Source organism: Nostoc sp., from assembly GCF_036917575.1.
GTDB lineage: Bacteria > Cyanobacteriota > Cyanobacteriia > Cyanobacteriales > Nostocaceae > Nostoc.
The window spans coordinates 1-23,032 of record NZ_JBALDC010000055.1 but is presented as its reverse complement, the minus strand read 5'-3'; the positions used below and the strand labels follow the sequence as shown (position 1 = coordinate 23,032).

The 23,032-nt window shown below is 41.7% G+C and carries 19 protein-coding genes and 1 pseudogene; 3 read left to right on the top strand and 17 right to left on the bottom strand.

What is annotated here, in order from left to right; all coding sequences use genetic code 11:
- Positions 1 to 41: 41 nt before the first annotated feature.
- Positions 42 to 1,286: a hypothetical protein gene (locus V7K79_RS16725; protein ID WP_335049130.1), complete on the bottom strand. Its 1,245-nt coding sequence runs from the start codon at positions 1,284 to 1,286 to the stop codon at positions 42 to 44.
- A gap of 669 nt (positions 1,287 to 1,955) precedes the next feature.
- On the opposite strand from V7K79_RS16725, the gene V7K79_RS16720 reads away from it, so the two are divergent.
- A complete protein-coding gene (locus V7K79_RS16720) occupies positions 1,956 to 2,213 on the top strand; it encodes a Calvin cycle protein CP12 (protein ID WP_335049129.1) in 258 nt (85 codons plus the stop codon).
- On the opposite strand, the gene V7K79_RS16715 is transcribed toward V7K79_RS16720, so the two are convergent.
- From V7K79_RS16715 to V7K79_RS16675, 9 genes are all read right to left on the bottom strand, one after another.
- Complete coding sequence (locus V7K79_RS16715; RefSeq protein WP_335049128.1) at positions 2,210 to 3,028, bottom strand: TlyA family RNA methyltransferase; 819 nt, start codon at positions 3,026 to 3,028, stop codon at positions 2,210 to 2,212. The genes V7K79_RS16720 and V7K79_RS16715 overlap by 4 nt on opposite strands.
- A complete protein-coding gene (locus tag V7K79_RS16710; protein ID WP_335049127.1) occupies positions 3,029 to 3,463 on the bottom strand; it encodes a DUF29 family protein in 435 nt (144 codons plus the stop codon).
- A 253-nt stretch (positions 3,464 to 3,716) separates the two neighbouring features.
- Entirely contained in the window at positions 3,717 to 3,818 is a 102-nt protein-coding gene (locus tag V7K79_RS16705; protein WP_335049126.1) for an element excision factor XisI family protein, read from the bottom strand.
- Between the two features lie 99 nt (positions 3,819 to 3,917).
- Positions 3,918 to 5,399 (bottom strand): site-2 protease family protein, encoded by a 1,482-nt coding sequence (locus tag V7K79_RS16700; RefSeq protein WP_335049125.1) that lies wholly within the window; start codon positions 5,397 to 5,399, stop codon positions 3,918 to 3,920.
- 225 nt (positions 5,400 to 5,624) lie between these two features.
- Complete coding sequence (locus V7K79_RS16695; RefSeq protein ID WP_335049124.1) at positions 5,625 to 7,007, bottom strand: HlyD family secretion protein; 1,383 nt, start codon at positions 7,005 to 7,007, stop codon at positions 5,625 to 5,627.
- Between the two features lie 361 nt (positions 7,008 to 7,368).
- Positions 7,369 to 9,588 (bottom strand): peptidase domain-containing ABC transporter, encoded by a 2,220-nt coding sequence (locus tag V7K79_RS16690; protein WP_335049123.1) that lies wholly within the window; start codon positions 9,586 to 9,588, stop codon positions 7,369 to 7,371.
- 302 nt (positions 9,589 to 9,890) lie between these two features.
- Complete coding sequence (locus V7K79_RS16685; RefSeq protein WP_335049122.1) at positions 9,891 to 10,295, bottom strand: beta/gamma crystallin-related protein; 405 nt, start codon at positions 10,293 to 10,295, stop codon at positions 9,891 to 9,893.
- A gap of 529 nt (positions 10,296 to 10,824) precedes the next feature.
- On the bottom strand, positions 10,825 to 11,154 hold the full coding sequence (locus V7K79_RS16680; protein ID WP_335049121.1) for an SH3 domain-containing protein: 330 nt from the start codon (positions 11,152 to 11,154) through the stop codon (positions 10,825 to 10,827).
- A 529-nt stretch (positions 11,155 to 11,683) separates the two neighbouring features.
- Positions 11,684 to 12,043, bottom strand: a complete 360-nt coding sequence (locus V7K79_RS16675; protein ID WP_335049120.1) for a beta/gamma crystallin-related protein — start codon at positions 12,041 to 12,043, stop codon at positions 11,684 to 11,686.
- Between the two features lie 465 nt (positions 12,044 to 12,508).
- Between V7K79_RS16675 and V7K79_RS16670 the strand changes: the two genes are divergently transcribed.
- On the top strand, positions 12,509 to 13,009 hold the full coding sequence (locus tag V7K79_RS16670) for a helix-turn-helix domain-containing protein (RefSeq protein ID WP_335049119.1): 501 nt from the start codon (positions 12,509 to 12,511) through the stop codon (positions 13,007 to 13,009).
- Between the two features lie 142 nt (positions 13,010 to 13,151).
- Here the strand turns inward: V7K79_RS16670 and V7K79_RS16665 are convergent, their stop codons facing one another.
- The 6 genes and pseudogenes from V7K79_RS16665 to V7K79_RS16640 all read right to left on the bottom strand — a co-directional run.
- Positions 13,152 to 13,940: a lipoate--protein ligase family protein gene (locus tag V7K79_RS16665; protein ID WP_335049118.1), complete on the bottom strand. Its 789-nt coding sequence runs from the start codon at positions 13,938 to 13,940 to the stop codon at positions 13,152 to 13,154.
- Positions 13,941 to 13,992: 52 nt separating this feature from the next.
- Complete coding sequence (gene coaBC, locus V7K79_RS16660) at positions 13,993 to 15,204, bottom strand: bifunctional phosphopantothenoylcysteine decarboxylase/phosphopantothenate--cysteine ligase CoaBC (protein WP_335049117.1); 1,212 nt, start codon at positions 15,202 to 15,204, stop codon at positions 13,993 to 13,995.
- A 118-nt stretch (positions 15,205 to 15,322) separates the two neighbouring features.
- Positions 15,323 to 15,535: a protein IsiD gene (gene isiD / locus V7K79_RS16655; protein ID WP_335049116.1), complete on the bottom strand. Its 213-nt coding sequence runs from the start codon at positions 15,533 to 15,535 to the stop codon at positions 15,323 to 15,325.
- 155 nt (positions 15,536 to 15,690) lie between these two features.
- Positions 15,691 to 16,311, bottom strand: a complete 621-nt coding sequence (locus tag V7K79_RS16650) for an alpha/beta hydrolase (protein WP_335049211.1) — start codon at positions 16,309 to 16,311, stop codon at positions 15,691 to 15,693.
- A gap of 331 nt (positions 16,312 to 16,642) precedes the next feature.
- The gene (locus tag V7K79_RS16645) at positions 16,643 to 16,771 is read right to left on the bottom strand and encodes a hypothetical protein (protein ID WP_335049115.1); all 129 of its coding nucleotides are present in this window, start codon (positions 16,769 to 16,771) and stop codon (positions 16,643 to 16,645) included.
- Between the two features lie 58 nt (positions 16,772 to 16,829).
- Positions 16,830 to 19,541, bottom strand: a pseudogene (locus V7K79_RS16640) (beta strand repeat-containing protein); the annotation flags it as partial.
- An 875-nt stretch (positions 19,542 to 20,416) separates the two neighbouring features.
- Between V7K79_RS16640 and purH the strand changes: the two are divergent.
- Positions 20,417 to 21,937, top strand: coding sequence for a bifunctional phosphoribosylaminoimidazolecarboxamide formyltransferase/IMP cyclohydrolase (gene purH, locus V7K79_RS16635; RefSeq protein WP_335049113.1), 1,521 nt, complete (start codon positions 20,417 to 20,419; stop codon positions 21,935 to 21,937).
- A gap of 526 nt (positions 21,938 to 22,463) precedes the next feature.
- Here the strand turns inward: purH and V7K79_RS16630 are convergent.
- Entirely contained in the window at positions 22,464 to 22,763 is a 300-nt protein-coding gene (locus tag V7K79_RS16630; protein WP_335049112.1) for a hypothetical protein, read from the bottom strand.
- Positions 22,764 to 23,032: the final 269 nt, after the last annotated feature.

Sequence of the window (23,032 nt, the reverse complement as noted above, 5' to 3'; positions counted from 1 at the left end):
CTCGCGAACACGGCAGTTATAAAATAGTCGAAGTTGTGAGTCTAGACTATACCTTTAGCTTTACCTTGCTGCTTAGATTTTTTGTCCAAGAATATACCAAAAGCACTAGCTATCAATGAACCGAATATGATTGAAGGTTCTGGAACAGAAGTCGGTTTCAAAACAGGTGTCAAAAGAAAAGCATGAACAGGGTAATTACGTATAGGGTCTTGAATAGTACCAGTACCGACAATTTGTCCAGAGTTGTTGATCCCGTTTGCGTCTTCCAAAACCCAACCAGTATTAGCAGGAATGAGGTCGTTTAAATTACTCATTTTACCGTCACTATAGAAGAAGGGAACGGTGATAGTAGACCCCTTGATATAGCCTGCATTACCAACTACCTGTCCAAAATCATTAATATCAGTAGCATTGCTGTTTGGCCCCCCAAGTGTGCCTAAGTCTTGTAGTGTTCCACTCCCACTGTAAATGAAGGCGTGGCTAACATTACAAGGGCATTCTTTTGGCTCGTCTGGTTGAAAAGTTGCTCCAGTGTCTGCCGTACCAACGACCTGTCCAAAGTTATTGATAGCAGAAGCTACACCTTCTTTACCCCCAAGTGTGCCTAAGTCTTGTAATGCTCCATTCCTACTGTAGAGGAAAGGGTGATTTTGTCCCGACTGAGTTTGTTTGGAGCCAACTATTTGTCCTAAGTCGTTAATATCATTTGCAGAGCTTGATCCCCCAAGGGTAGTTAGGTCTTGTAATGCTCCACTCCCACTGTAGAAAAAGGCGTGGAATTCTCCTTCCTTGGTTTTTGCCGAGCCAACGACCTGTCCTAAGTTATTAATAGCATTAGCGACGCTGGTATCTCCCCCAAAGGTTCCGAGATTTTGCATTCCAGTAGCATCATTCCAGAGAAAAGCATATTGAAATCCATACACAGACTTGTTTGAGCCACCAACTACTTGACCAAAGTCATTGATTGCGTTGCCACTGCTTGAGTTACCACCTAAAGTACCTAAGTCGTCAGTTGCTGGATTAATTGCACTGTTAGGAGCCGTGCGAAAGGCGTGAGAGCGGAAAACATTAGTATTAGGAAGAATTGAGCTACCAACCACTTGACCAGCATTGTTAATATCGTATCCTGGACTATAAGCATCAAAGCCAGTAGCAGTAGGGTTTAAGGAACCAAGATCGGTAATAGAGTACAAAGATATAGCAACAGCCTGCTGGGGAATTGTAACTTCTCCAATGATTAAGGCGATCAGCCCGATACCTGTAGCGCCCAGAGTATACTTCAACATATTGTTATTAAAGTTTTACCTTTATATATTTATCAGTATTTGCTCTACTTAAACGCTCAAAAAATATACTTTTTTTAAAGAATATTCATGTTGGTACTTGTGTAATAGTAGCTGCTTAGAGACTAGACTTCTTGGCATTGTCTGGAAAAGGGGGAAAGGTTTTGTATTTTCCTCCGCCCCTTGTCCCCAGAGGGGGCCCCACCTTCCCCTTTAACATGCATCCCTTTGACCACAAGAGTGCAAAAAGCACTTTTGCAAGAGGTCTACTGTACAACCTTATGAATTGAGTAGTTAGTTGTACAGATGATTAGTTATTTAGGGAGTTTTGAGTTACTACAGACACAAGTGTTGAGAATAAATAAAAATTGTTTCGCCTTTCTTACCATTTATAAGTGTTTATCAATTTCTATCAATATCTTCTGACAATTGACTGACATTTCCAATTTGGGATGCAAGATTGAGAACATGACCCTCTCTACTAGTAGAATTCCCATACCTTTTTGAATCTAAAGATGACAAGAGGGTAATCACACTCAATTTTGCTAAAAAGATGGCGGTGTTTACCACTACCTCTTGTGGGAAGCCTATTTAAACTAGAAATGTGAGCATTTTAAGGTGATTGAAAGCTCATAGTTAATATCTATCTCTGTAAACAAAGGTAAAAGTATCATGACAAGTACCATAAACTCATTTGAAACTGCTGGGGCAGCAAATATTGAACAAGCCATTACTGACGCCATTACTGAAGCCCGCACAACTTGTGAGCTAGATGGCAATTCTGCTGATTGTGCCGTAGCCTGGGACATTGTGGAAGAATTGCAAGCTGAGAAAGCTGATCGACAGCAAGCAAAATCAAAGAAAACCTCTTTGGAAAATTACTGCGATCGCCATCCAGATTCCGTAGAATGTTTAATCTACGACCTTTAACTTTTTCGTAAATCAGTTATTGCTGATTGTGTTATTTGCTTAATTGCTTCTAAATCAAGTGGTGGTGTTTCACTTTCCATTGCCAACCACAATAGATATTCGATATTCCCAGCAGGGCCAGTGATCGGCGACCAAGTTAAGCCTTTGTATTTCCACCCTAATTCCTGGGCGGCTTGCAATACCTGGAAAATGGCATCAGCTTGGTCGTTTGGATCGCGCACAACACCTTTTTTACCCACACGGGATCTGCCGACTTCAAACTGTGGCTTGACTAACAACACAGCTTCTCGGTTAGCTTGAGTTAATTGCCACAAAGCAGGCAGAATCTTGGTTAAAGAAATAAACGATACATCGACCACCGCTAAATCAGGAATCGCGTCATCGTCTTTATATAACTCATCTGGTCGTAGTTGGCGTAAATTGGTGCGTTCCCACAAAATCACTCGCGGATCGTTTCTTAAGAGCCAGTCAACTTGTCCGTAACCGACATCAATACCGTAAACTTGTTTTGCTCCAGCTTGCAAGAGACAATCAGTAAAACCACCAGTAGAAATCCCACCATCTAGACAAATACGGTCTACTACGGGAATGGCAAATACTGACAAAGCTTTGGAGAGTTTTTTACCGCCTCTAGAGACAAAAGGCGATCGCTCTTTAATATTGATTTGAGCCGAAATATCAACTTCAGTACCAGGTTTATCAACTAACTGCTGATTAACAGTAACTTCTCCCGCCTGAATTAACCGTTGTGCTAAGGCGCGAGAAGAACATAAATTTAGCTCTACTAATAGTGTGTCGAGTCGCTGTTTAGCCAATTAACTAGACTCTCCTGGTAAGATTAAAACCAAAGCACGATTGATAATTTCTTCTTGTTCAACCAGCTTTTCTAATTCTTGGACTTCATAACGACCTTCTTCTACTTCTAGAGAAGCCTCATCAATGGCATTTAAATAGGCTTCTGCTAAGGTTTCTAGCAATTCTTCTGGCGTGAGATAATAGCCCCCAGCTTTGCGCTGCTTATTTTCACGTTGAATTTCCCGAACTGAATTCCGAATAGAGACTTCCCAAGAGCGAGTCGTGCGATTTTCAGCTTGTTGTTTAATCAAATGCAATAGCAAAATCACTGCATAGCTACGAATCGTCTTGATAATGTCATTTCGGCTCATTTCCTCTAATTCTTCAACTATAATTAATGCTCCTTGAACATCGCCCTTAACAAGTAAGTCTTTCAGATTTAATAATTCTTCCATAATCAGCGCCTCAAAGCTCGGCAACTTCTATTGTGGCTGATGACGGTTCTAGTTCAAATAACATAAGCTAATGTGTTTAATCTAGCGATCGCTACTTAATGTATTATTCTTTGGAAATAAATAGATAAGTCGCCGTAAAATTTGTCGTAGGGATAGAGCAGGAAACCGTATAGAAAAGGGTTTTAGTCTAGTTTATCTTTCTTCACATAGTTTAGTTTTATTGTGCCAACTTACTTACAAAACATCAAAAGAATTAAGATACAGCAAAATCCGTGTATTGCCGTAGTTCAACTGGATGGAAACCCAAGGCAATATCTTTGTGCAGAATACCCGCTTCTAATATAGTGATAGTCATGCTGGCACTTTAATTCAGAGAAAAAGCTGCAACTCATAACAATAAATTGTCTGATTAAACTCTCTTCATCTGATTTTAGTGCCAGCATGACTTAGAGTACTATCCTATTCCCAAACGCCCAGCCAAGCCGGGGGTTAGGGGTAGGAGAGTGGTAATCATTAAAAATAGAGCCAAAAGACCTAAAGCAGCTCTGGCATCATCAGGTTCGCTGATTTCATTCAAGCTAGGGCGTTCTAGATCCCGTTGTAAGAACAGAATCACGATCGCCCAGTATAAAGCAAGAGAATTACCAAGAGCCACTAGTACTAACACAACTAAAGTCGCAAAAGTTGCTTGCCCTGCGGTTTTGCGCCCGTAAATTGCCTGGACAATGCGACCACCATCTAGTTGTCCTGCGGGCATTAAGTTTAAAGCGGTTATGACTAACCCCAGCCAACCAATTAATACTAGGGGATGAACATCTACTAAAGACGATTGCAAAGCCGAACCGAGAACAACCCGCGCCAAGCTGCCCACCAAAATCGAACCTTGGAAAAACTGATTGGGCACCTGAAATAAACTCCCTGTGTGGGAGAGTAACAAGCCGACAATTAGTGTCAATAAAGAAACGATACCACCGACGGCTGGGCCTGCCAAAGCAATATCAAACAGTACTTTACGATTGGGAACCAAAGATTCAAAGCGTGTCACCGCACCAAAAGACCCGATTTGTACAGCAGGCAAAAAGAAAGGCCAGCTGAGGCGGACTTGGTGACGACGTGCAAGTATCCAATGACCGATTTCATGAGCTACTAAAATCGCAAATATGCCAGCGCCTATGGGCAAAGCTTCCAGAAACCGCTCAGGACTGGCGAATAAATCAAAATTCAGCAGTAATCCCGCAGCTTCTAAATTTGTGGCTATGGTCGCTACTAATAGAATACCTGCAAAAGCTTTTTGCGATAACTGCATCGGCCGCGGATCGTTGCGACTGGGTAAGACAATCATCACAGGTTTACCATCTGTATTTTCGACTAAAAACAAGCGATAGCGATCGCCTTGGCGTTGCTGCAAACTTGTAGTTAGACGGTTGTGGATCTCTTCTGGTTCTCCCCGCAGATTACCTTTGAAAATTGCTCCATCTTGGTAGGGGATGGTTTCTGTGGCGAAAAATGTATCAATACTGAAAATACTTTTAATTGCATTCAAGTCATCTTCTGGAATCGGTGATATCTGGGCTTTGAGTTCTATTTCTGTTGGTTGTGTGGAATTTTCTTCTGGTAAGGACTCAACGGCGAGTCTTTGGGTTGCCCGCTGCTTGAGTATGGTATCTTGTCCAGCTGCGCGTAACTGTTTGCCCAAGTAGATGTACAATCCAGCGGAAGCCACAACTAAGAACAATATACCTGCTATGTTGATGTAAATCCCTGCGGCAAATAATCCAAAAAATAGTAGCCAGGGAGTCATCAACACCACCGACTGTAACCAGGCCAAGATTCCTAGCTTTCCAAAAGGTCTGGCGCGATAAAAGCCCCAACCCAAAATGCCTAAAGCCACTAGCAGGATTGCCGCCAAAATAGAAGTTTCTGATGAAGTAAACATCTCCAAACCTTTGCTATTGAGACTAAGCCAGAACAAGTCCGGTATTGCAGATACACTTATTAATGTATAACGTCGCCCGTCCTCTGCCCAAATTATCCCGCTTGGGGTAGTGATAAAACTTTATATCAGCTACGCTGTTGTTCTTATTTATGTAGGACTAGCCCTTTCAAGATAGGTAAAGATTTTGCCGCTAGAAATAGTTACGAATAGTTACAATGCGATCGCTTACAAGTCTGCAATCAACCTTGCCTTCCTCAAAAAGAATTGCATTACAGTCTCTTCTCTAGAAATAATATCAACTGTACCTTCCATTCCCAATTGCAGCGCACACAAGTGTTTGTCCCTACCTAGAGAAAGGCTTTCTGGCTGAATTGTTACCCCATAGAACCCACCAACGGCTGCCATTTTTTGGTTGTTAGATGTAGTGTCGGTGGCATTAGTAGCATTCCCTTGAGGTGCAATTGCATCTGGGGAAATCGTCTTAACCTGGCCTTTGAGAGTACCATAATCTGGATAAGGACAAGCAGAAACCCGCATTTGTACCTTTTGGCCTTGTTTCAACTTATTTTTATCCTGAAGTGCTACTGCTGCCTTAATCTCTAAGGGAACATCACCGGGGACAATTTGGGCAATCTCCTGTCCAGCAGGCACTGTTTGACCAGAGTTTCGCAGGTTTAATTTAGAAATAATTCCGTCTGCTGTGGCAGTAATTTTAGTTTGGCTGAGGTCGATATTTACTTGTTGCAGTTCGCTCTTGTCGGTCTCTAGCTGTTTTTGGATTTCAATTCGTTGCTGGATTAGAGCAAGGCGTTCTTTATTTAAAGTCGCAATACTGGCTTGACCTGTAGCTTTTTCTTGGGCAATGCGATTATAAGCGATCGCTACTTGTGCATTACTAGGATTGAGGGCAGTTTGAACATTTTGTAATTTGGCTTTAGCTGCCTGGAAAGCTTGTGATTGCTGGCGAACAGCTAGTTGTGCTTCCTCAAATTGATCTTGAGACAAGGCTCCGGCTTTGGCTACAACTTCATAACGATTTCGCTTTGACTGGGCAGCTTTGAGACTAGCATCCGCAGCTTTGACATTGGCATCCGCTTCTTGGACATCAGTAGCGGTAGTAATAACTTTATTTTGATAGTCCCGGCTGCGATCGCTTAATTCAGCTTCAGCACCAGCAATAACCCGGTTGATGCGCTCAGTTTCAGCTAAAACCTGGCTATTAATGGCGTTAATCTGGGCATTAATTTGAAACAGTTGTAAACGACTTTGCCCAATGTTACTTTGCAGTTGGCTCTTTTTGGTTTGCAACTTTGAGTTGTCAATAGTAGCAATCACATCTCCTTTTTTGACAACTTGATTTTCTGTAACAAAGACCCGCGTCACCTGACCTTCGGTAGCAGCTTGCACCAGCCGCAATTCACCAGCAGGGCGGACAACAGCTTGTCCTTTAACTGTCACTTTATATTTGATAACAGAAGCGAGTGGAACAGCTAGCCCCACAGCACAGACAAGAACTAGTCCGCCCCAAGTAGTCCAACGACCAAGTGGCGGGAGAAACTCGTTGTCTTGAATGGGGGGCAGGTAATCTGAGTTGGAATAGCTAACCATAATGATTAAACTTACGTATTTACAAAATTTATAGCCGTAGTCACACTCTTTAGGACATAAAGATGGGGTGAAAGAAGAGAGTTAGCAATAGTTTTACCTCCAGCAAGAACTGCCCTCTGCCTCCTGCCTCCTGCTATACATACTGGTAAAAAAGCTGAAGACTTCTGCGGATTAGCGTAGGGTAATTTTGCGTACTTCTATTTCCGCGTAAGCGTAAGGGTCAGTTTCGTATTTATTAATCGTAAAAGATAGCTTTGAAAATTTTGTATTCATTCTTTAACCTCTGTTGAATGTTGAACAATGAGTTGTTATTTAGAATTCATGGATGATATTTTTTGTCAATGCGTAAGTCATAGATGATTTATTTGCTGATTGCGCTGAATTTGCCGTTAGAGTGATTGGAGGATTTAGCTACTAAACTATTTGTGAATGGGTCAACGCTGTCTAAGAAATCTAAGTGTTCGCCAGACTGATGGCGTAGAGATTCTGGAGTGCCTTGGATTTTCAAACGTCCTTCTTCAAGAAGTACAATCCAATCAGCCCGCCCGATGACTTTGGGGCGATGGCTAATCATAATTGTGGTTTTGCCTTGTCGATGAGACAGCAGTCTATCTAGCAGTTTGGCTTCACTCACTGGGTCGAGAGCGCCAGTGGATTCATCTAAAATTAATATCGGCGGATCAGTAACTATAGCTCTAGCGATCGCTAATCTCTGTCGTTGTCCACCAGAAAGATTCGCGCCAAATTCCCCTAAAACAGTTTGATATTTATCGGGCAGTTTACTAATAAACTCATCTGCACCAGCAATCTCGCAAGCTTGCACAATTTGTTCAAAGCCAATTTGAGGATAGCTGAAGCGGAAATTTTCAATAATTGAGCGACTCCAGAAGTGAGGTTCTTGAGGTACTAGCACCACCTGTTGCCGCAGACATTCCATAGAGAGGTCTTGCTGATTATAGATGCCATAGCGGATATTGCCAGATTGAAGGAAATATAAACCTGCAAGCAGTTTGGCGAGGGTACTTTTACCACAACCGGATTTACCAATCAGCCCAATGACTTGACCACCAGGGATAATCAGCGAAAAATCTTGCAGCAAGTCAACTCTACCTGCGTGGTGGAAATTAAGGTTAGTGCAAGTAATACCTATATTGCCCTTCAGTTCTGCCCAAGGCTTTTTCTCGTCTTTGTCATCTTCTGGGGTAGCATCAATCACCTCTGTTAGGCGTTGGATGACAATCTGGGCAGTGATGAACTCATCAACTAAGCCGATAACTGAACTCAAAAAGCCGAGAAAGTTACCACTCATGCCAGTAAATGCTAGCAACTGACCGATGCTTAAGGTGCGATTAATTACTAAATACGAGCCTAACCACAGTAAGGCAATACTAGTAAAAGTAGAAATAATATTAGTAATTGTGCCACTGTAAAGCCCCAACTTCATCATACTCCAGCCCAAGTTAGCCAGCCGACCATAATTTGCCTGATACTCTTGCCAAGCTTGGGGAGTGGCTTGGGTAGTTTTTAGTACCTGGACACCGCGAAAAGTTTCAACGAGAAAGCCTTGGTTTTCTGTACCTAAGACGATCGCATTCCGGGTTTTCTGGCGCAAAGCTGGGAGAAAAAGCAGATTGACGAGGGTAACAATCAGAAAGGCAGCCAAGGAAGCCAAAGTCAGTCCCCAACTGTAAAAGAGCATGAAGCCCAAGGAAACCAAGGCGATAAAAAATTGGCTGGGTAAACCGAGGACAATTTGAGAAACTAGCTCATTGATGTGATTCACATCGGCAATCCGACTGACTACTTCCCCACTGCGCCGTCCTTCAAAATACGAGAGGGGCAAACGCAACAGTTGTCGTCCGTATTCTAGAATCAGTCCTAATTGCAGGCGTTGACCAAAGTGACCAATTAGGTGAGATTGTACCAAACCGATCGCACTGCTAAATAGATTCATCGCGATCGCTCCAATTGCCACCACGGTTAGCAGTTGGGTATCTCCCCGCACTAACACGTCATCAGTGAGCAATTGCATCATCAAGGGAGAGACAAGGGAAAGTAGTCCGATGACGATGTTAATTGCGATCGCTTGAATCAGAATAGCGCGATAGGGTAAAACCCGCATCAGATAACGCCCAAAGCCGCCAATTTTATCATCTGATTGCTGATAAAAACGGCTATCGTCTGGCGTTAGCAGCAGCATGATGCCATTGCCCCACCCTTCGCTCAACTCCTCGCGGGTGAGATAGCGGATGCCTACACCAGGGTCAGCAATTACATATTTTCTCCCCTTTTGCCCGTATAAAACGACCCAGTGGTAGCCTTTCCAGTGAATGATGGCGGGTAGAGGGGCTTTATGCAAAGAGTCAAGCAGTTGTGGAGAGGCTTTAACTTGACGCGTATTAAATCCGAGAGTTTCTGCACCCCGCCTCAAACCCAGCAGGCTGGTTCCCCGTGATCCTGTACCAACTACTTCCCGCATTCGACTAATGGCAAAGGTGCGTCCGTAGTGTTTGGCGACAGTGGCGAGGCAGGCAGCACCGCAGTCTTCTTCACTGTGTTGAAGTACAATTTGGTATTTCATTTCTCCGCTGGAACCTTTTTTGTTTTCGCTTAATTTGATTGAATGAAAAGGGCGATGCTCTATAGGAACCCTTTAAGGGGCGATCGCGCTCCGGGAGTAGTTTATATATTAACAAGGCTCATAGCAGTGGAGTTTGGTTCAGTCTACTCGTTGAAATATTAAACTAGGGGATAAAGTTTATAGCTGCTCGCTTACACGAGCAGCAATAGTTAACTAGGATATTCAACTGCTTGAGAGCATCTGCTCCCAAGCAGTTGAATATCTAGACACCAATTTTTAGAACAGTTACAGTCAGCCTAGAGCTAACCTACCCGTATAATCCCAGTCAATGAGTCGTTTGGAAGACCAAATGCTTTGGGATTAGGGTAGGATCCTGGCTTCAGCGTTACGACTGTACCCTTATACCCACTGTCTCTGTATATCTTCCATGTTCCTCTTATTACTTTAATGGACGAAGTCCTGTTATTCCAACCGCTACCGATGGCGCTGTTGTCAAGGTTAGAATCACCACCATACAGTTCTGCATTGATTGGCAATGCTGCTTTTGATCCAAAATTTATGTCGTCATATAAAATCACATCTGGGTTACTCCCACCGGTATAAAATTTAGGAGCTCCACCACTACAGGTAGCAGCAACCTCATTGTCAAGTTCCTTGACAGCTAGAGTTACATCAAGTTGATTGAAGTTTTCTTTGGTGTTTGACATTATCGTTTTCCTTTTTCAGAATGATGTTGATGTGGAATTAGTAATGTCTTGTCTAATTCCATTGAAATCTTCTGATATTAACTTGATAAAAACAATAGGTTCAAAGTGATTTTTTACGCATAACTCAAGTACTTATGTTTTCATTATTCAAATCTTTTATATAAAAAAATACTTTGATTTTCCAAATTTTGTTTTTGAGCATAAAAAATTTCATGTAGAAGCGATTGTTGTACGCCCCTACAAATGTCATGTATATGGTTTTGGAAAGTGTAATCAGGTTATTTTCTCAGATTAGAGCTAGGGTTCAGCTTTTAGATTTTCGAGTGTTTGCCTTGCCTACTCAATACCTAGACCTATCTTGGGGAGAAAGTTCGGTCGGAGCAACTGCTCTGCTCCAACCAAAGTGAGTGTTCAGCTTGTCTGATCAGACTACTAGGCGTTAGGCTACCGCCGCAAAGCTGTCATTTAAACAATGAAAATTATTTAGCTTGGTTAGTAACTCCTCGTGCTTTGATTTAGCTACTTGACTCTAAGTTAATTTTATAAACCCAGCTGAAGTTTTCAAGACGCGCCGGGTGAATTCAGCTGACACCCATCCTGCTCGTTCTGAGAGTTTGCGGAACCCGTTCGTGACTTTAGCTGACGCCTCAAAGACGTCCCCAGGTAGGAAATACCCGATCTTGTCGGATTTGGTGGTGGGACGCTCACGAATATTCAACCTGGTGGTGACTCTTTCCGTAGTGTACAGAAAGCCTCCCTCGACGGTAGCTGCTGCTTCGGGAGTCAACTCGGTGAACAATAGTTCTTGTTGAATAGTGTCCATTTCAATTTGTTTCAAGTTTTCTTTGGTGTTTAACATTGTCGTTTTCCTTTTCTAGATTGATGTTGATATGGAATTAGTGATGTCTTGTCTAACTCCATTGAAATCTTCTGATATTAACTTGATAAAAACAATAGGCTTAAAGCGATTTTATACGCATAATTAAAGTACTTGTATTTAAACTTTTAAATTTAAAATTAAAGGTATTTTTGTCTTGTAAATTAAAGTATTTTGACGCTTTGAGATACTCCAAGTCACCCACCTTGATAGTGAAGCTATATCTTTGATTTCATCGTCACTTTTTTATCGCTAATTTGGTATCGCATCTTCAAGACCTGTACCTATAAATAGTTCGCTATTCGGACAGAGTGTAAATTTTTCTATTACAAGCAAACAAAAAATAGGGACGAAACATGTCTCGCCCCTACTAGTTCAGAGCTTATATGCTCAACAAAAGTAAGTGCTTAGCCCAGAGTTATCCTCTAGAAGGACTGGAAACTAAGATCTCCAACTTCCAGTTACTTTGTGAGATCACCCTAACTGGAATTGGAGCGTTCAAAGTGCTCGCTCATCCGATTCGTTTGAAAGATGAGATATTGTCATTCCAAGATCTAATACCCAAAAAGCCAAACTTATATGAAGTAAGGTCGTAGTTTCCCGGTCCAAAGTCTATGGCTGCACCCTTGTAATTCGCATCCTCGTAAAATTTCCATCTACCTTCGGTAATTCTAATCGAGCTAATCTCATCGTTTGCACTTGCACTCAGTCGACCCTTGCCAATGTTGAATTCGCCTAGCTGATTTGCAAGACCGACGTCTTGGTAGACTGTCAATGCCGCACCACCTTGAATAGCAGCAGCAGCCTCATTGTCAAGTTCTGTTACCGCAATTGCATCAAGTTGATTAAAATGTTCTTTGGTGTTTGACATTATCGTTTTCCTTTTCTAGATTGATGTTGATGTGGAATTAGTGATATCTTGTCTAACTCCATTTAAATCTTCTGATATTAACTTGATAAAAACAATAGGTTCAAAGTGATTTTATACGCATAAATCAAGTACTTATGTTTTCATTATTTAAGCTTTTTAAATTTCAAGTTAAAGGTATTTTTGTCTTGTAAATTAAAATGTTTTGACGCTCTGAAATACTGCAAGTCACCCACCTTGATACTGAAGTTATATCTTTGATTTCATCGTCACTTTTTTATCGCTGCTTTTGACCAGTCACAGCATCAACGCTTGAAAAGCCTAACTTCTGACCATTCACATGAGAATTATGAACTTTTGTAACTAGTTGTGGAATTCCTGGACTTTTGATTCTGATAAGTAAGCAGAGGTTCGCAAAGAAGATAAACGAACTTCCAAAGAGTGCAAGTTCTACCAAGAGGAATCGTTATGGAAAATCCAGGTCTTTGCTTAACACCCTTTCAGCGCAGATACCTACTGAAAAGCTTAGAAACTGATTTACGTCCAGAATACCGCCGTCGCATTGAAATTATGCTGCTTTGCGATGCAGGTAAATCTCAGGCTCAAATTTGTGAAGCTTTGGGATGTTCTCAAGAGACTGCACGCTACTGGATTACGATCGCCCAAACAGGACAGGCTCACAAATGGAGCGATCGCTTGATGGGACGGCCTAAAACTGTGAGTGAGCAATACCTCGTTCGCTTGAAAGAATTGGTAAGCCATAGTCCGCGCCTTGTTGGCTATTCATTTGAACGCTGGACAGCACAATGGTTAAGCAAGCATTTGGGAAAAGAATTAGGAATTAAGGTCAGCAGTTGCCACATTAACCGTTTGCTCAAGGAAATGGGGCTTTCTACCCGACCAAAAGGCAATACAACTAACCAAAAAACCTCACACCAAAAAGATTTTAGCATCGCATACCGAGCCTAGAGGTAGGGTGTTGACTTTGTAGGGAAATTGCTCAATAAAACTTCCAGGACTTACGCAACTGGCACAATGCGATCGCAACTTTATATTTGTAAGACTTTTGTAGTATGTACAAAAGTCTTACAAAGAGGAAGTTTAGGAAGTACTAAAGTTTTGAAATAGGCGATTGCACTTCATACAGCGAGCGCAATTTGAGAATATCTTGCCATTCGAGATCAGTAAATGGTTGGGTAACTAGTTCTATACCAAAGTACCGTTTTGCCGTCTCTGTCAGTGTATCCACAATCTTTGCAATCCAGCCATCCTCTTGGTGTGTGTTGCAAAGTGAGGTATTCCACGGAGCCGATTGTTCAAAGACTTTCTGAAATAAACCTTTGTCTGTAGACAAAATCATCGAGCCGTGTTGAAGAATAGTATTTCTTCCCTTCCGTTGAGCACTACCAATAAATTTACTTCCATCGACTGTAACTAAATCAGCTGCTGTTGCTGTGTTGAAGCAACTGGGATTGTGAATGTAACCCCGTCTAGCAGAACCATAATTTAATTCAATACCCAAGGTTTGCCAGCCTTGGATCAAAAAGTTACAGATGTTTTCATAAGTACCCCAGCTTTTTCCAGTACTAGCTCTTGTAATCAGGGCGTAGCTTAAATCTCCTTGGTGGAGAACAGCTCTACCTCCCGTTGGACGACGAACTAGATTGAGTGGCTGTCCCTGGTAAATCAGATTATGCCATTCGGCAGGCCATTGTTTTTGCAGATGTCCCAAGGAGAGAGCATAAGGATACCAATTATAAAAACGCAGGGTAGGCGGATGTTGTCGATTTTCGCATTGGTTGAACAACCAAGCATCGATCGCCATTTGCACTGCTCCTGATGTCTGAAGCGTTGGGATGAAACGCCAGGTGGCTGATGATTCGGTTGCTAGTTGTTTCATCTCTTCATTGCAACGTTTCTACTTTTAGCAAAATTTAAAATCTATTTAAAATCTAAAATTTGGACGCAAGAAAATCAAATAATTGATGTGCCATTTCTAATTTAGAACAAGGTGCAATTTCTAGCTGATTTCCTTGATTATCTAAAAATATCGCTTGATTATTATCACTCCCAAAACCACTATCAGCTTGATCTATAGGATTAGCAACGATCGCATCTAATTTTTTCTGAGCTAATTTTTCTAACGCAGGCTTGACAATATCTCCAGTTTGTGCAGCAAAACCAATTAATATTTGATGTGGTTGTTTCTGTTCTGCTAACTGGGCGACTATATCCGGTACGGGTTCTAAAGGTAAAGCTTGGGGGAGCGATCGCTTAGGTAATTTCTCTATACTATAATCTCGTGGCTTCACATCTGCCACGGCTGCTGACATCACAATTAGATCAGCGTTGGGTAAACATTCCACCATGACGTGCTGCATTTCGTCGGCGCTAACAACGGGAATCGCTTGTACGCCCAATGGTACATCCCAGTTAGCTGGGCCATGTACTAGAGTAACACTTGCCCCTCGGTGAAGTGCGGCTTGAGATAGCGCCAATCCCATTTTACCCGTGGAAGGATTACCAATAAACCTCACTGGGTCAAGATACTCTCGCGTTCCTCCAGCGCTAATTAAGACTCGTTTACCTACTAAATCTCGTTTACCTTGAGTATGTAACAAAGATTGGATGTAAGCGAATATTTCTGGAGGTTCTGCTAATCTACCAGCACCGATGCGATCGCACGCTAATAACCCTGATGCTGTACTCATTCCATGATATCGGCTATCTGTCAATAACTGTTGCCAATTTCGCTGCACTGATAACTGTTCCCACATATCCGTATTCATTGCGGGTGCTAACAGCACGGGACAAGTAGAAGCGAGTACGGTATTTGTGAGTAAATTATCTGCCATCCCATAGGCTAACTTTGCTAATGTATTAGCTGTCAAAGGGGCAATTACCATCACATCTGCCCATTCACCTAACTCAATATGCAACGGACGAAAGTGAGTTGGTTGCCAAAAATCATCATCTGTGTAGGCAGGATGACGAGATAGAGTTGCCAAAGTCAGAGGCGTGATAAATTCTTGCGCCGAACGAGTGAGAATGACTCGAACTTCCACTTTGGTTTTAAACAGCGTCGAAACCAGTTCACAGATTTTGTAGGCGGCGATACCGCCACCTACACCAATTAAAACCCTGTTCAATTTTGGATTAGTCATGGTAAAAAGTTAGGAGTAAGTAGTAACTTAGGAGCAAGTGGTTACGAATATTAATTTCCCACTCCTAATTCTTGTACAGACAAGGGTTAATCACGTCTGTCCTAACTCTTAACCTCAACTACGCTTCATCATAGGGTTCCAAGTCTAAGAGGTAGATGTAAGGTTCAACTAACTCTGGACGCTGGAATGCGATCGCTCGCAATAAATGCCAATCATCTAAACCCTCAAAAGCATTACTATAATTATCCAGTTCCAGACGTGTAGCTAATTCTTCTACTTCTACTGCATTCATGGCAGCAATTTCTTTTTGGGAAATGCTTAGAGTTGTCATAATACTTGCCCCTCCCTTATCCAGCACTCGCCTTCAGCATGGGTTAAGTTGCGCTCTTTCGCAGCCACCCAATATATATTACTCATTAGAAGTCATTAAGTTCGTGAAAATTGTTAGAATTTGTACCAGAATTTATAAAAAATTCGTGATCCTGACTAAGCAATTGTATTCACAACGAAATTTCGTAGTACCTCTAAGGTTTTTGGATCTATTTCATGCCCCATATCAAATTCGTGGTATTCTACTGCCACTCCTAGAGACTTTAGAGTTTCTTGTGCCTTCAAAGCAGCTTGTAAGGGTACAACTTCATCATATCTACCATGAGTGATTAAAGTTGGCGGAATCCCTTTTTGATTTGCCATTACTGCATCAGGATGTAAATACCCGCTCATGACAACTAAACCTGCTAAAGGCAATTTTGAGCCGACATCTAAAGTCATTGCTCCACCTTGAGAAAATCCACTTAAAATGGTACGTGACAAGGGTATGCCAGTGGTACTTTCTAAAGATTCCAAGAAATCTGTTAGCAGTTGCCGACTTTCTGCCAACCCTTGATACATATTTTCTCCCCGCAGGTCATACCATGCCCTCCCTATAGAGGAATAGGGATGAGGATAAGGTGCGTTGGGTAATACAAATTGGTAATCGGGTAAGTTGAGCAAAGGTAACAAAGATGCTACATCCTCAGCATTAGCACCCCAACCATGTAAAGTGACAATTAAGCCTGCGGGGGGTTGAGAAGTTGCTGTGGGAACGGTGATAGCTTGTAAAGACAGAGGTTTTCTCCTAAAATTCTACTTTTGTACATATAGCCGTAGTCACACAGGTTAGGACATAAGGATGGGGTGAAAGAAGAGAGTTACCAATAGTTTTACCTCCTGCCTCCTGCCCTCTGCCTCCTGCCTCCTGCTATAGATCCTATCTCTTCAAGTGGACTTAATATTTAGCGGCATTTGCTGCTTGCCTAAAGAATACCTACGTCGTCAAGTAATTTATGGAAAATACAAATCGGCAGTTTTGAGTTAACCGCGATTCACACCGATGATAGTGGTGAAATCATGAGCGGCCAAGAAGACTTTTTAAAGCCAGCCAATGAAGCTTCTGTAGTTATTCGCACCTGAAGGTTTTTAAAACGGTGATGCCAATATTGTTGACAAACTTTCTCTGGGAAAGAACTCCAGACGCGATCGCTATAATTGCATTGATAAATCGGATGCGAGTTACTATTTTAGACACCTCGCAATCCGACCATTTTCGATTTTCTATACTTAGAGTTATAGAGCGCTAATCACGATTAAACAACCACAAAATTGTTTTTGGTTAGTGACAACCCACTCAAAAGTTGTCCAAATTGTACCTGAGTAAAAGCACTCGCACTGCCATCTCGATCAAAGAACAATGCACCTGTAACATCGTTGTAAATAAATCGCTGAGTGCTGGTGGTTGCAGATGCTCCGATGCTAAACTGACTTGTCTGAAGTGAACCTGCTGATAATCCGCCACCAAAACCAGCAGATGATACCCGAATCAGTTCATTAGTAGTGTTGAAATCATCTAGTTTATCAATGCCTTCATTGAAATTATTGAAAGCAAAGGTATCAGTACCAGATTCTCCATAGAGTTTATCATTACCCTTGCCACCTATGAGGATATCATTGCCAAGACCACCCTTGAGAGTATCATCCCCATTGCCCCCCACAATCAAATCATCGTAATTTGTACCTATGACATCTAATCGTTCGATATTCTTGTAGATAACCCCATTTGTCCCCGCCGTAATTGAGCCAGTGTTAGTGGTGGCATTGAAAGTCGAAGTGATTCCCTCGCTACCAATGCCGTTATGGACGATCAACAAATCGTCACCTGCGCCCCCATCTATTGTGTCATTGCCACTAATAACCTCAACCGTATAAGGTTCACGATATCCGGCATTGAAAGAATAGTTTCCTATTATCGTATCGTTGCCATTGCTCCCCACAATCAAATCATCGTACTCTGTACCTGAAATATTTAATCGTTCAATATTCTTGTAGCTAACCTGATTTGTGCCTGATGTAATCGAGCCAGTATTAGTGCTAGTATCGAAAGATGAAGTGATTCCCTCGCCACCTTTGTAGGACAACAAATCATCACCTGTGCCCCCATCTACCGTATCATTTCCATTCGTGCCCGGATCGAGCGTATCATTGCCATTGCTCCCCACAATATTGTCAGCGTAGGATGTACCTAAGATATTTAATCGCTCGATATTCTTGTAGCTAACGCGATTCGTGCCTGCCGTAATTGTTCCAATATTAGTATTTGAATTGAAAGTCGAAATGATTCCCCCGGTAGCATCAGTAAAAAAGCTCAACAAATCGTCACCTATTCCCCCATCTACCGTATCATTTCCACTCGTGCCCGGATCGAGGGTATCATTGCCATTGTTCCCCACAATATTGTCATCGTATTGTGTACCTTTGATATTTAATCGCTCAATATTCTTGTAGTTAAATAGTCTCGTACCTGCCGTAATTGTTCCAATATTAGTAGTAGGATTGAAAGTCGAAATAATTCCCCCGGTAGCACTTGTGTCATCGAGGTTCAACAAATCGTCACCTGTTCCCCCATCTACCGTATCATTGCCACTCAAGCCCGAATCGAGCGTATCATTGCCGTTGCTCCCCACAATCAAGTCATCGTACTGTGTACCTTTGATATTTAGCTCTATATTCTTGTAGTTAACCAGTGACGTGCCTAACGTAATTGAGCCAATATTAGTAATAGGATTAAAAGTCGAAGTTATTCCCTTGCTAGTGCTATCATAGTAAAAATTGTTTTTGGTGTTATAGTACAATAAATCTTCACCTTTACCTCCATCAATCGTATCATTGGGACTACTGCCATTGTAGTCGTAGGAGAAGTCGTAGAAGAATGTATCGTTGCCGTCATCACCATTCAGCAAGTTATTGCCTTTTGAAAAGTTAACAATCAGGTAATCGTCACCAGCGCCACCGTTGAGAGTGTTGTTACCAGAGGAGTAATTGTTCATATCGTAGCGGTTATCGTAGCCTGAGGCAGAGAGAGTATCGTTGCCATTATCTCCAGAGAGCAGGTGATTGCCTCCTACAAAAAAATCAAGATTTGAGGAACCAACATCCAGGCGATCGTCACCACTACCACCAAAAAGGGTGTCATTGTCCGTACCACCAAAGAGGTTATCATTGCCTGCATCACCCCACAAGAAGTCATCCCCTTCACCACCCTGAAGTGAGTCATTTCCTTCACCACCTTTAAGTAAGTCATCCCCTTCACCACCCTGAAGTGAGTCATCCCCTTTACCACCGATGAGAGTATCATGGCCCGTACCACCGCGTAACAGGTCGTTACCACTCAAGCCATCGATTTTGTCATTACCCGCCTGACCATTCACCACATCATTTGAGTTGTCTAAACCTATAATGTTGTTGTCAAGGTCATTGAGGAATGTCACAGTGTTCTTGTTGAACAAGTTAGTTTGAGTAGAGTTGGCATTAAACACATCAAAACTGTCGGTGATGCTAGTTTGTCCATCAAACAGAATATTGCCAATAGCAGGTCGTGAAGAAATTGCTGGCAGATTATCCAGGTTTTCTAATTTGAAGTTTTTAAGAATGATTTTTGGAAAAGCGTACGCTGAATAAGCGCCCACTTCAAAGGTGATTTCCAGATTGCTGCCATTCTGAGTAAGCAGCAGATTTTGGGCAGTAAAACCATCGCCGAATTGGATGGTATCCACTTCAGCAATAACTGCTGCTGAGGGAGTTATGCCCTTACCCACGCCACCGAAATCAGTAATAGTATCGATGTTGCTATTAGACAAAGGATAGCTTAAGTTGTAGATAAATTTATCCTTGCCACCGCCACCAGTCAGAAGATCGTTGTCCTGATCACTTGAGGTAGTAGTATCACCATTACCGTTAATTGTATCGTCGCTGTTAGTCCCTAGTAGGGTATCATTCCCGTTGGTTCCAATGATATTTGCCATAACTTTTTCTTACCTGAATTGATTTTTTGAGTAAATTAAGTTCTCAAGTTGTAGTTAGTGCTGTTTGAACGCACGAAAATCCGCCAAATGTTGACGTTTCAACATTCTTTTATGTCACCCTTGAGGTTGCGAATTTTCCTCTGAAGATTCTCCGATGAGTGGCTTTTACGTAGCACTTATCTAACCATCTCGGACTATCTCAGTCTTAGGCATCGTACAAATTTATGAGCGTGGGGATTCAGAATAAAACTAGTTTCAGGAGTATTTCAATGATCTTTCATCAGTAGCGTAGGTCAGTAAAAACCGTAAGTACCTCTGAAAATTAGTATAAAAATCAAGATTGAATGCCTGAAAACCACGTATCATAATTTAGTTGATTTGTCAATGCGTAAGTCTTAATAGCTTAAAAAATAGGGAACACTTAATAGAGTAGAGGATAGAGAATCTTTATGTCCTCTTCTGGGTTATTGCTGGTGGATGTTTAGCTTGAAAACAGGAAATATCTAATATAATCCTACAATGAATATATACCAAATATTTACTTAGATATCTATATTTCAATAAAAATCTTTGCATACCCTTCATATTATTTGCTGATAAATGTATACATTGAGAGCCTATCCGAAAACCAAAATGGGTTTAAAAGTAATCCAAGCACAAGCGAAATATCATATCACTAAGTAGTTATCTACCTTTTTCTCCTTGCTAGCTCAGACTATTCAATGTTAACGGAGGTACAGAGAACCGTGTCCAACTCCTTTTGTTGTCACGCCACTACGCTATCTCAGAATAATTTCTAATACTCTTGAAGTGAACCAAGGCTTATGTAAAACTTAAGATCCTTTGCTTCTGGCCTACTTTTAAGGAATTGATCGATGGTGCGTCTAGCCCTGCTGAGTGTATCTAACAAAACTGGTTTAATTGACCTAGCCCGTAGCTTGGTTGAAGAATTCGACTTTGATTTAATCAGCAGTGGGGGAACAGCCCAAGCCCTCAAAGATGCGGGACTGCCTGTTACCAAAGTTGCAGATTACACAGGTTCACCAGAAATTTTAGGTGGTCGAGTCAAAACCCTACATCCCCGAATTCACGGTGGAATTTTGGCCAGGCGAGATGTTCCCGAAGATATTACAGATTTAGAAAATAACCAAATTCGCCCGATTGATTTAGTGGTGGTGAATCTATATCCTTTTGAGGAAACGATCGCTAAACCAGGGGTAACATTATCCCAGGCGGTTGAACAAATTGATATCGGTGGCCCAGCAATGCTACGAGCATCATCGAAAAACTTCGCCCATCTCGCTGTATTATGCGATCCGGCACAGTATGACGAGTATTTGGAAGAATTGCGGCAAAATAACGGCGAAGCATCCCTAGAGTTTCGGCAAAAGGCAGCATTAAAAGGGTTTTCGCATACTGCTAGCTATGATCAAGCGATCGCATCTTACCTCGCCCAAGCACAGCAGTACACTTTTAGCGGCACACAATTACAATCTCTGCGTTACGGCGAGAACCCTCATCAACCCGCCGCTTGGTATCAAACTGGTTCTACTCCAACGGGATGGACAGCTGCGACAAAACTGCAAGGCAAAGAACTTAGTTATAATAATTTGGTTGATTTAGAAGCTGCACGCCGAATTATTGCTGAATTTACTGATACCCCAGCCGCAACGATTATCAAACATACAAATCCCTGTGGTACGGCACTGGGAAGCACAATTTATGAAGCTTACCAAAAAGCTTTCAATGCAGATTCTACTTCCGCCTTTGGTGGGATTGTTGCACTCAACCGCCCAATTGATGCAGCTACAGCTAGCGAGTTAACTAAAACATTTTTAGAATGTGTGGTTGCACCAAGTTGTGATGCAGAAGCTCAAGAAATCCTGGGCAAAAAATCTAACGTGCGGGTTTTGACTCTAGCAGATTTGAGCAGTGGCCCTAATGATACAGTAAAAGCGATCGCAGGTGGTTTCCTCGTCCAAACTAGCGATGACATCATTGCGGATACCAGTCAATGGCAAGTAGTCACCGAACGTCAAGCAACACCTGACGAATTAGCCGAATTGCTGTTTGCTTGGAAAGTTTGCAAACACGTTAAATCGAATGCCATTGTTGTGACAAGCGATCGCACTACACTAGGAGTAGGTGCTGGTCAAATGAATCGCGTCGGCTCAGTTAAAATAGCTCTAGAACAAGCCGGGGAAAAAGCCAAAGGTGCAACTCTCGCCAGCGATGGATTTTTCCCCTTTGATGATTCAGTCAAAACAGCCGCAGCAGCAGGAATTACAGCCATTGTCCAACCAGGGGGAAGTTTACGCGATAAAGATTCTATCATTGCTGCTAACGAACTGGGTTTGCTGATGGTCTTAACTGGTGTACGTCATTTTTTACACTAAATTATTGACTGTAAAATGTGCACTTTCAAAAGTGTCACTCAATATACTGACCCTTTGATAGAAGCAGTGATATTCTTGATTTGTGTGTGAGGAGCAAGTTAAAAATAAAAAGCGTCTGGGGTGGAAACACGGCAACACTCCCAAGCGCTTTTTAATTGGGCAAAAATTAAATCGCTTGTATATTTTTGAAAGTTTTAATCAATATACTTGACCTTTGATAGAGGTAGTGATATTGTTTATTCGTGTGTGAGGAGCAAGTTAAAAGTAAAAAGCGTCTGGGGTGGAAACACGGCAACACTCCCAGGCGCTTTTTAATTGGGCAGAAATCAGATTACTTGTGCAGTTTTGAAAATATCGCTCAATATACTTGCCATTTAATGGAAGTTGTGGTATGGTTTATTTGTGTGTGAGGAGCAAGTTAAAAATAAAAAATGCCTGGGGTGGAAACACGGCAACACTCCCAGGCATTTTTTAATTTTTGTATGGAAATTAGAAAAATTAACGATTCCAAAATAATTTCATATTTTTACTTCCAGTTAAAGACACGAATATTGTTGAAGTTAATCACGTCAACTTCTACACTCGGAAGATAATTTGCAAGCTTAAAGTCATCAGTTAGTACAAGATACTTTCTTTTAGATAAAGTTAGAATTCCACTATCAGTAAGTCCGAATTTTAAAAATTTTTCAGTATTAACAGCATCTAAGCTTTTTACATAGTATTCATCCAACATATCAACATTTTGAACAAATAGAGCGAATATTGCAAAGCACTGAGAACGTTCAGGTTCAACAAGTTTATCGACAAAGTTAGAGAATTCAGTCAAAATATTTGGGGTTGTTACAAGTTTCCGAAATTTGCTAATGATTTTTAGCAAAAGATCATAATCTTCTGGTATAAATTGCTGTGTTCGATTAAATCGGGTTATTCTTTCTCGATTGACCGTCCCAACAAAGTAAAGAAGTAGGATATTTGTATCAATTAAAATTCCCTTTTGGTGATAAGCTGTTAGGCAGCTAGATTGTATAATAAGAGATTAAATAATTAATTTAGTATCAGCCACTTATGCCAGCCAAAAATCACCTTTCTGAAGAG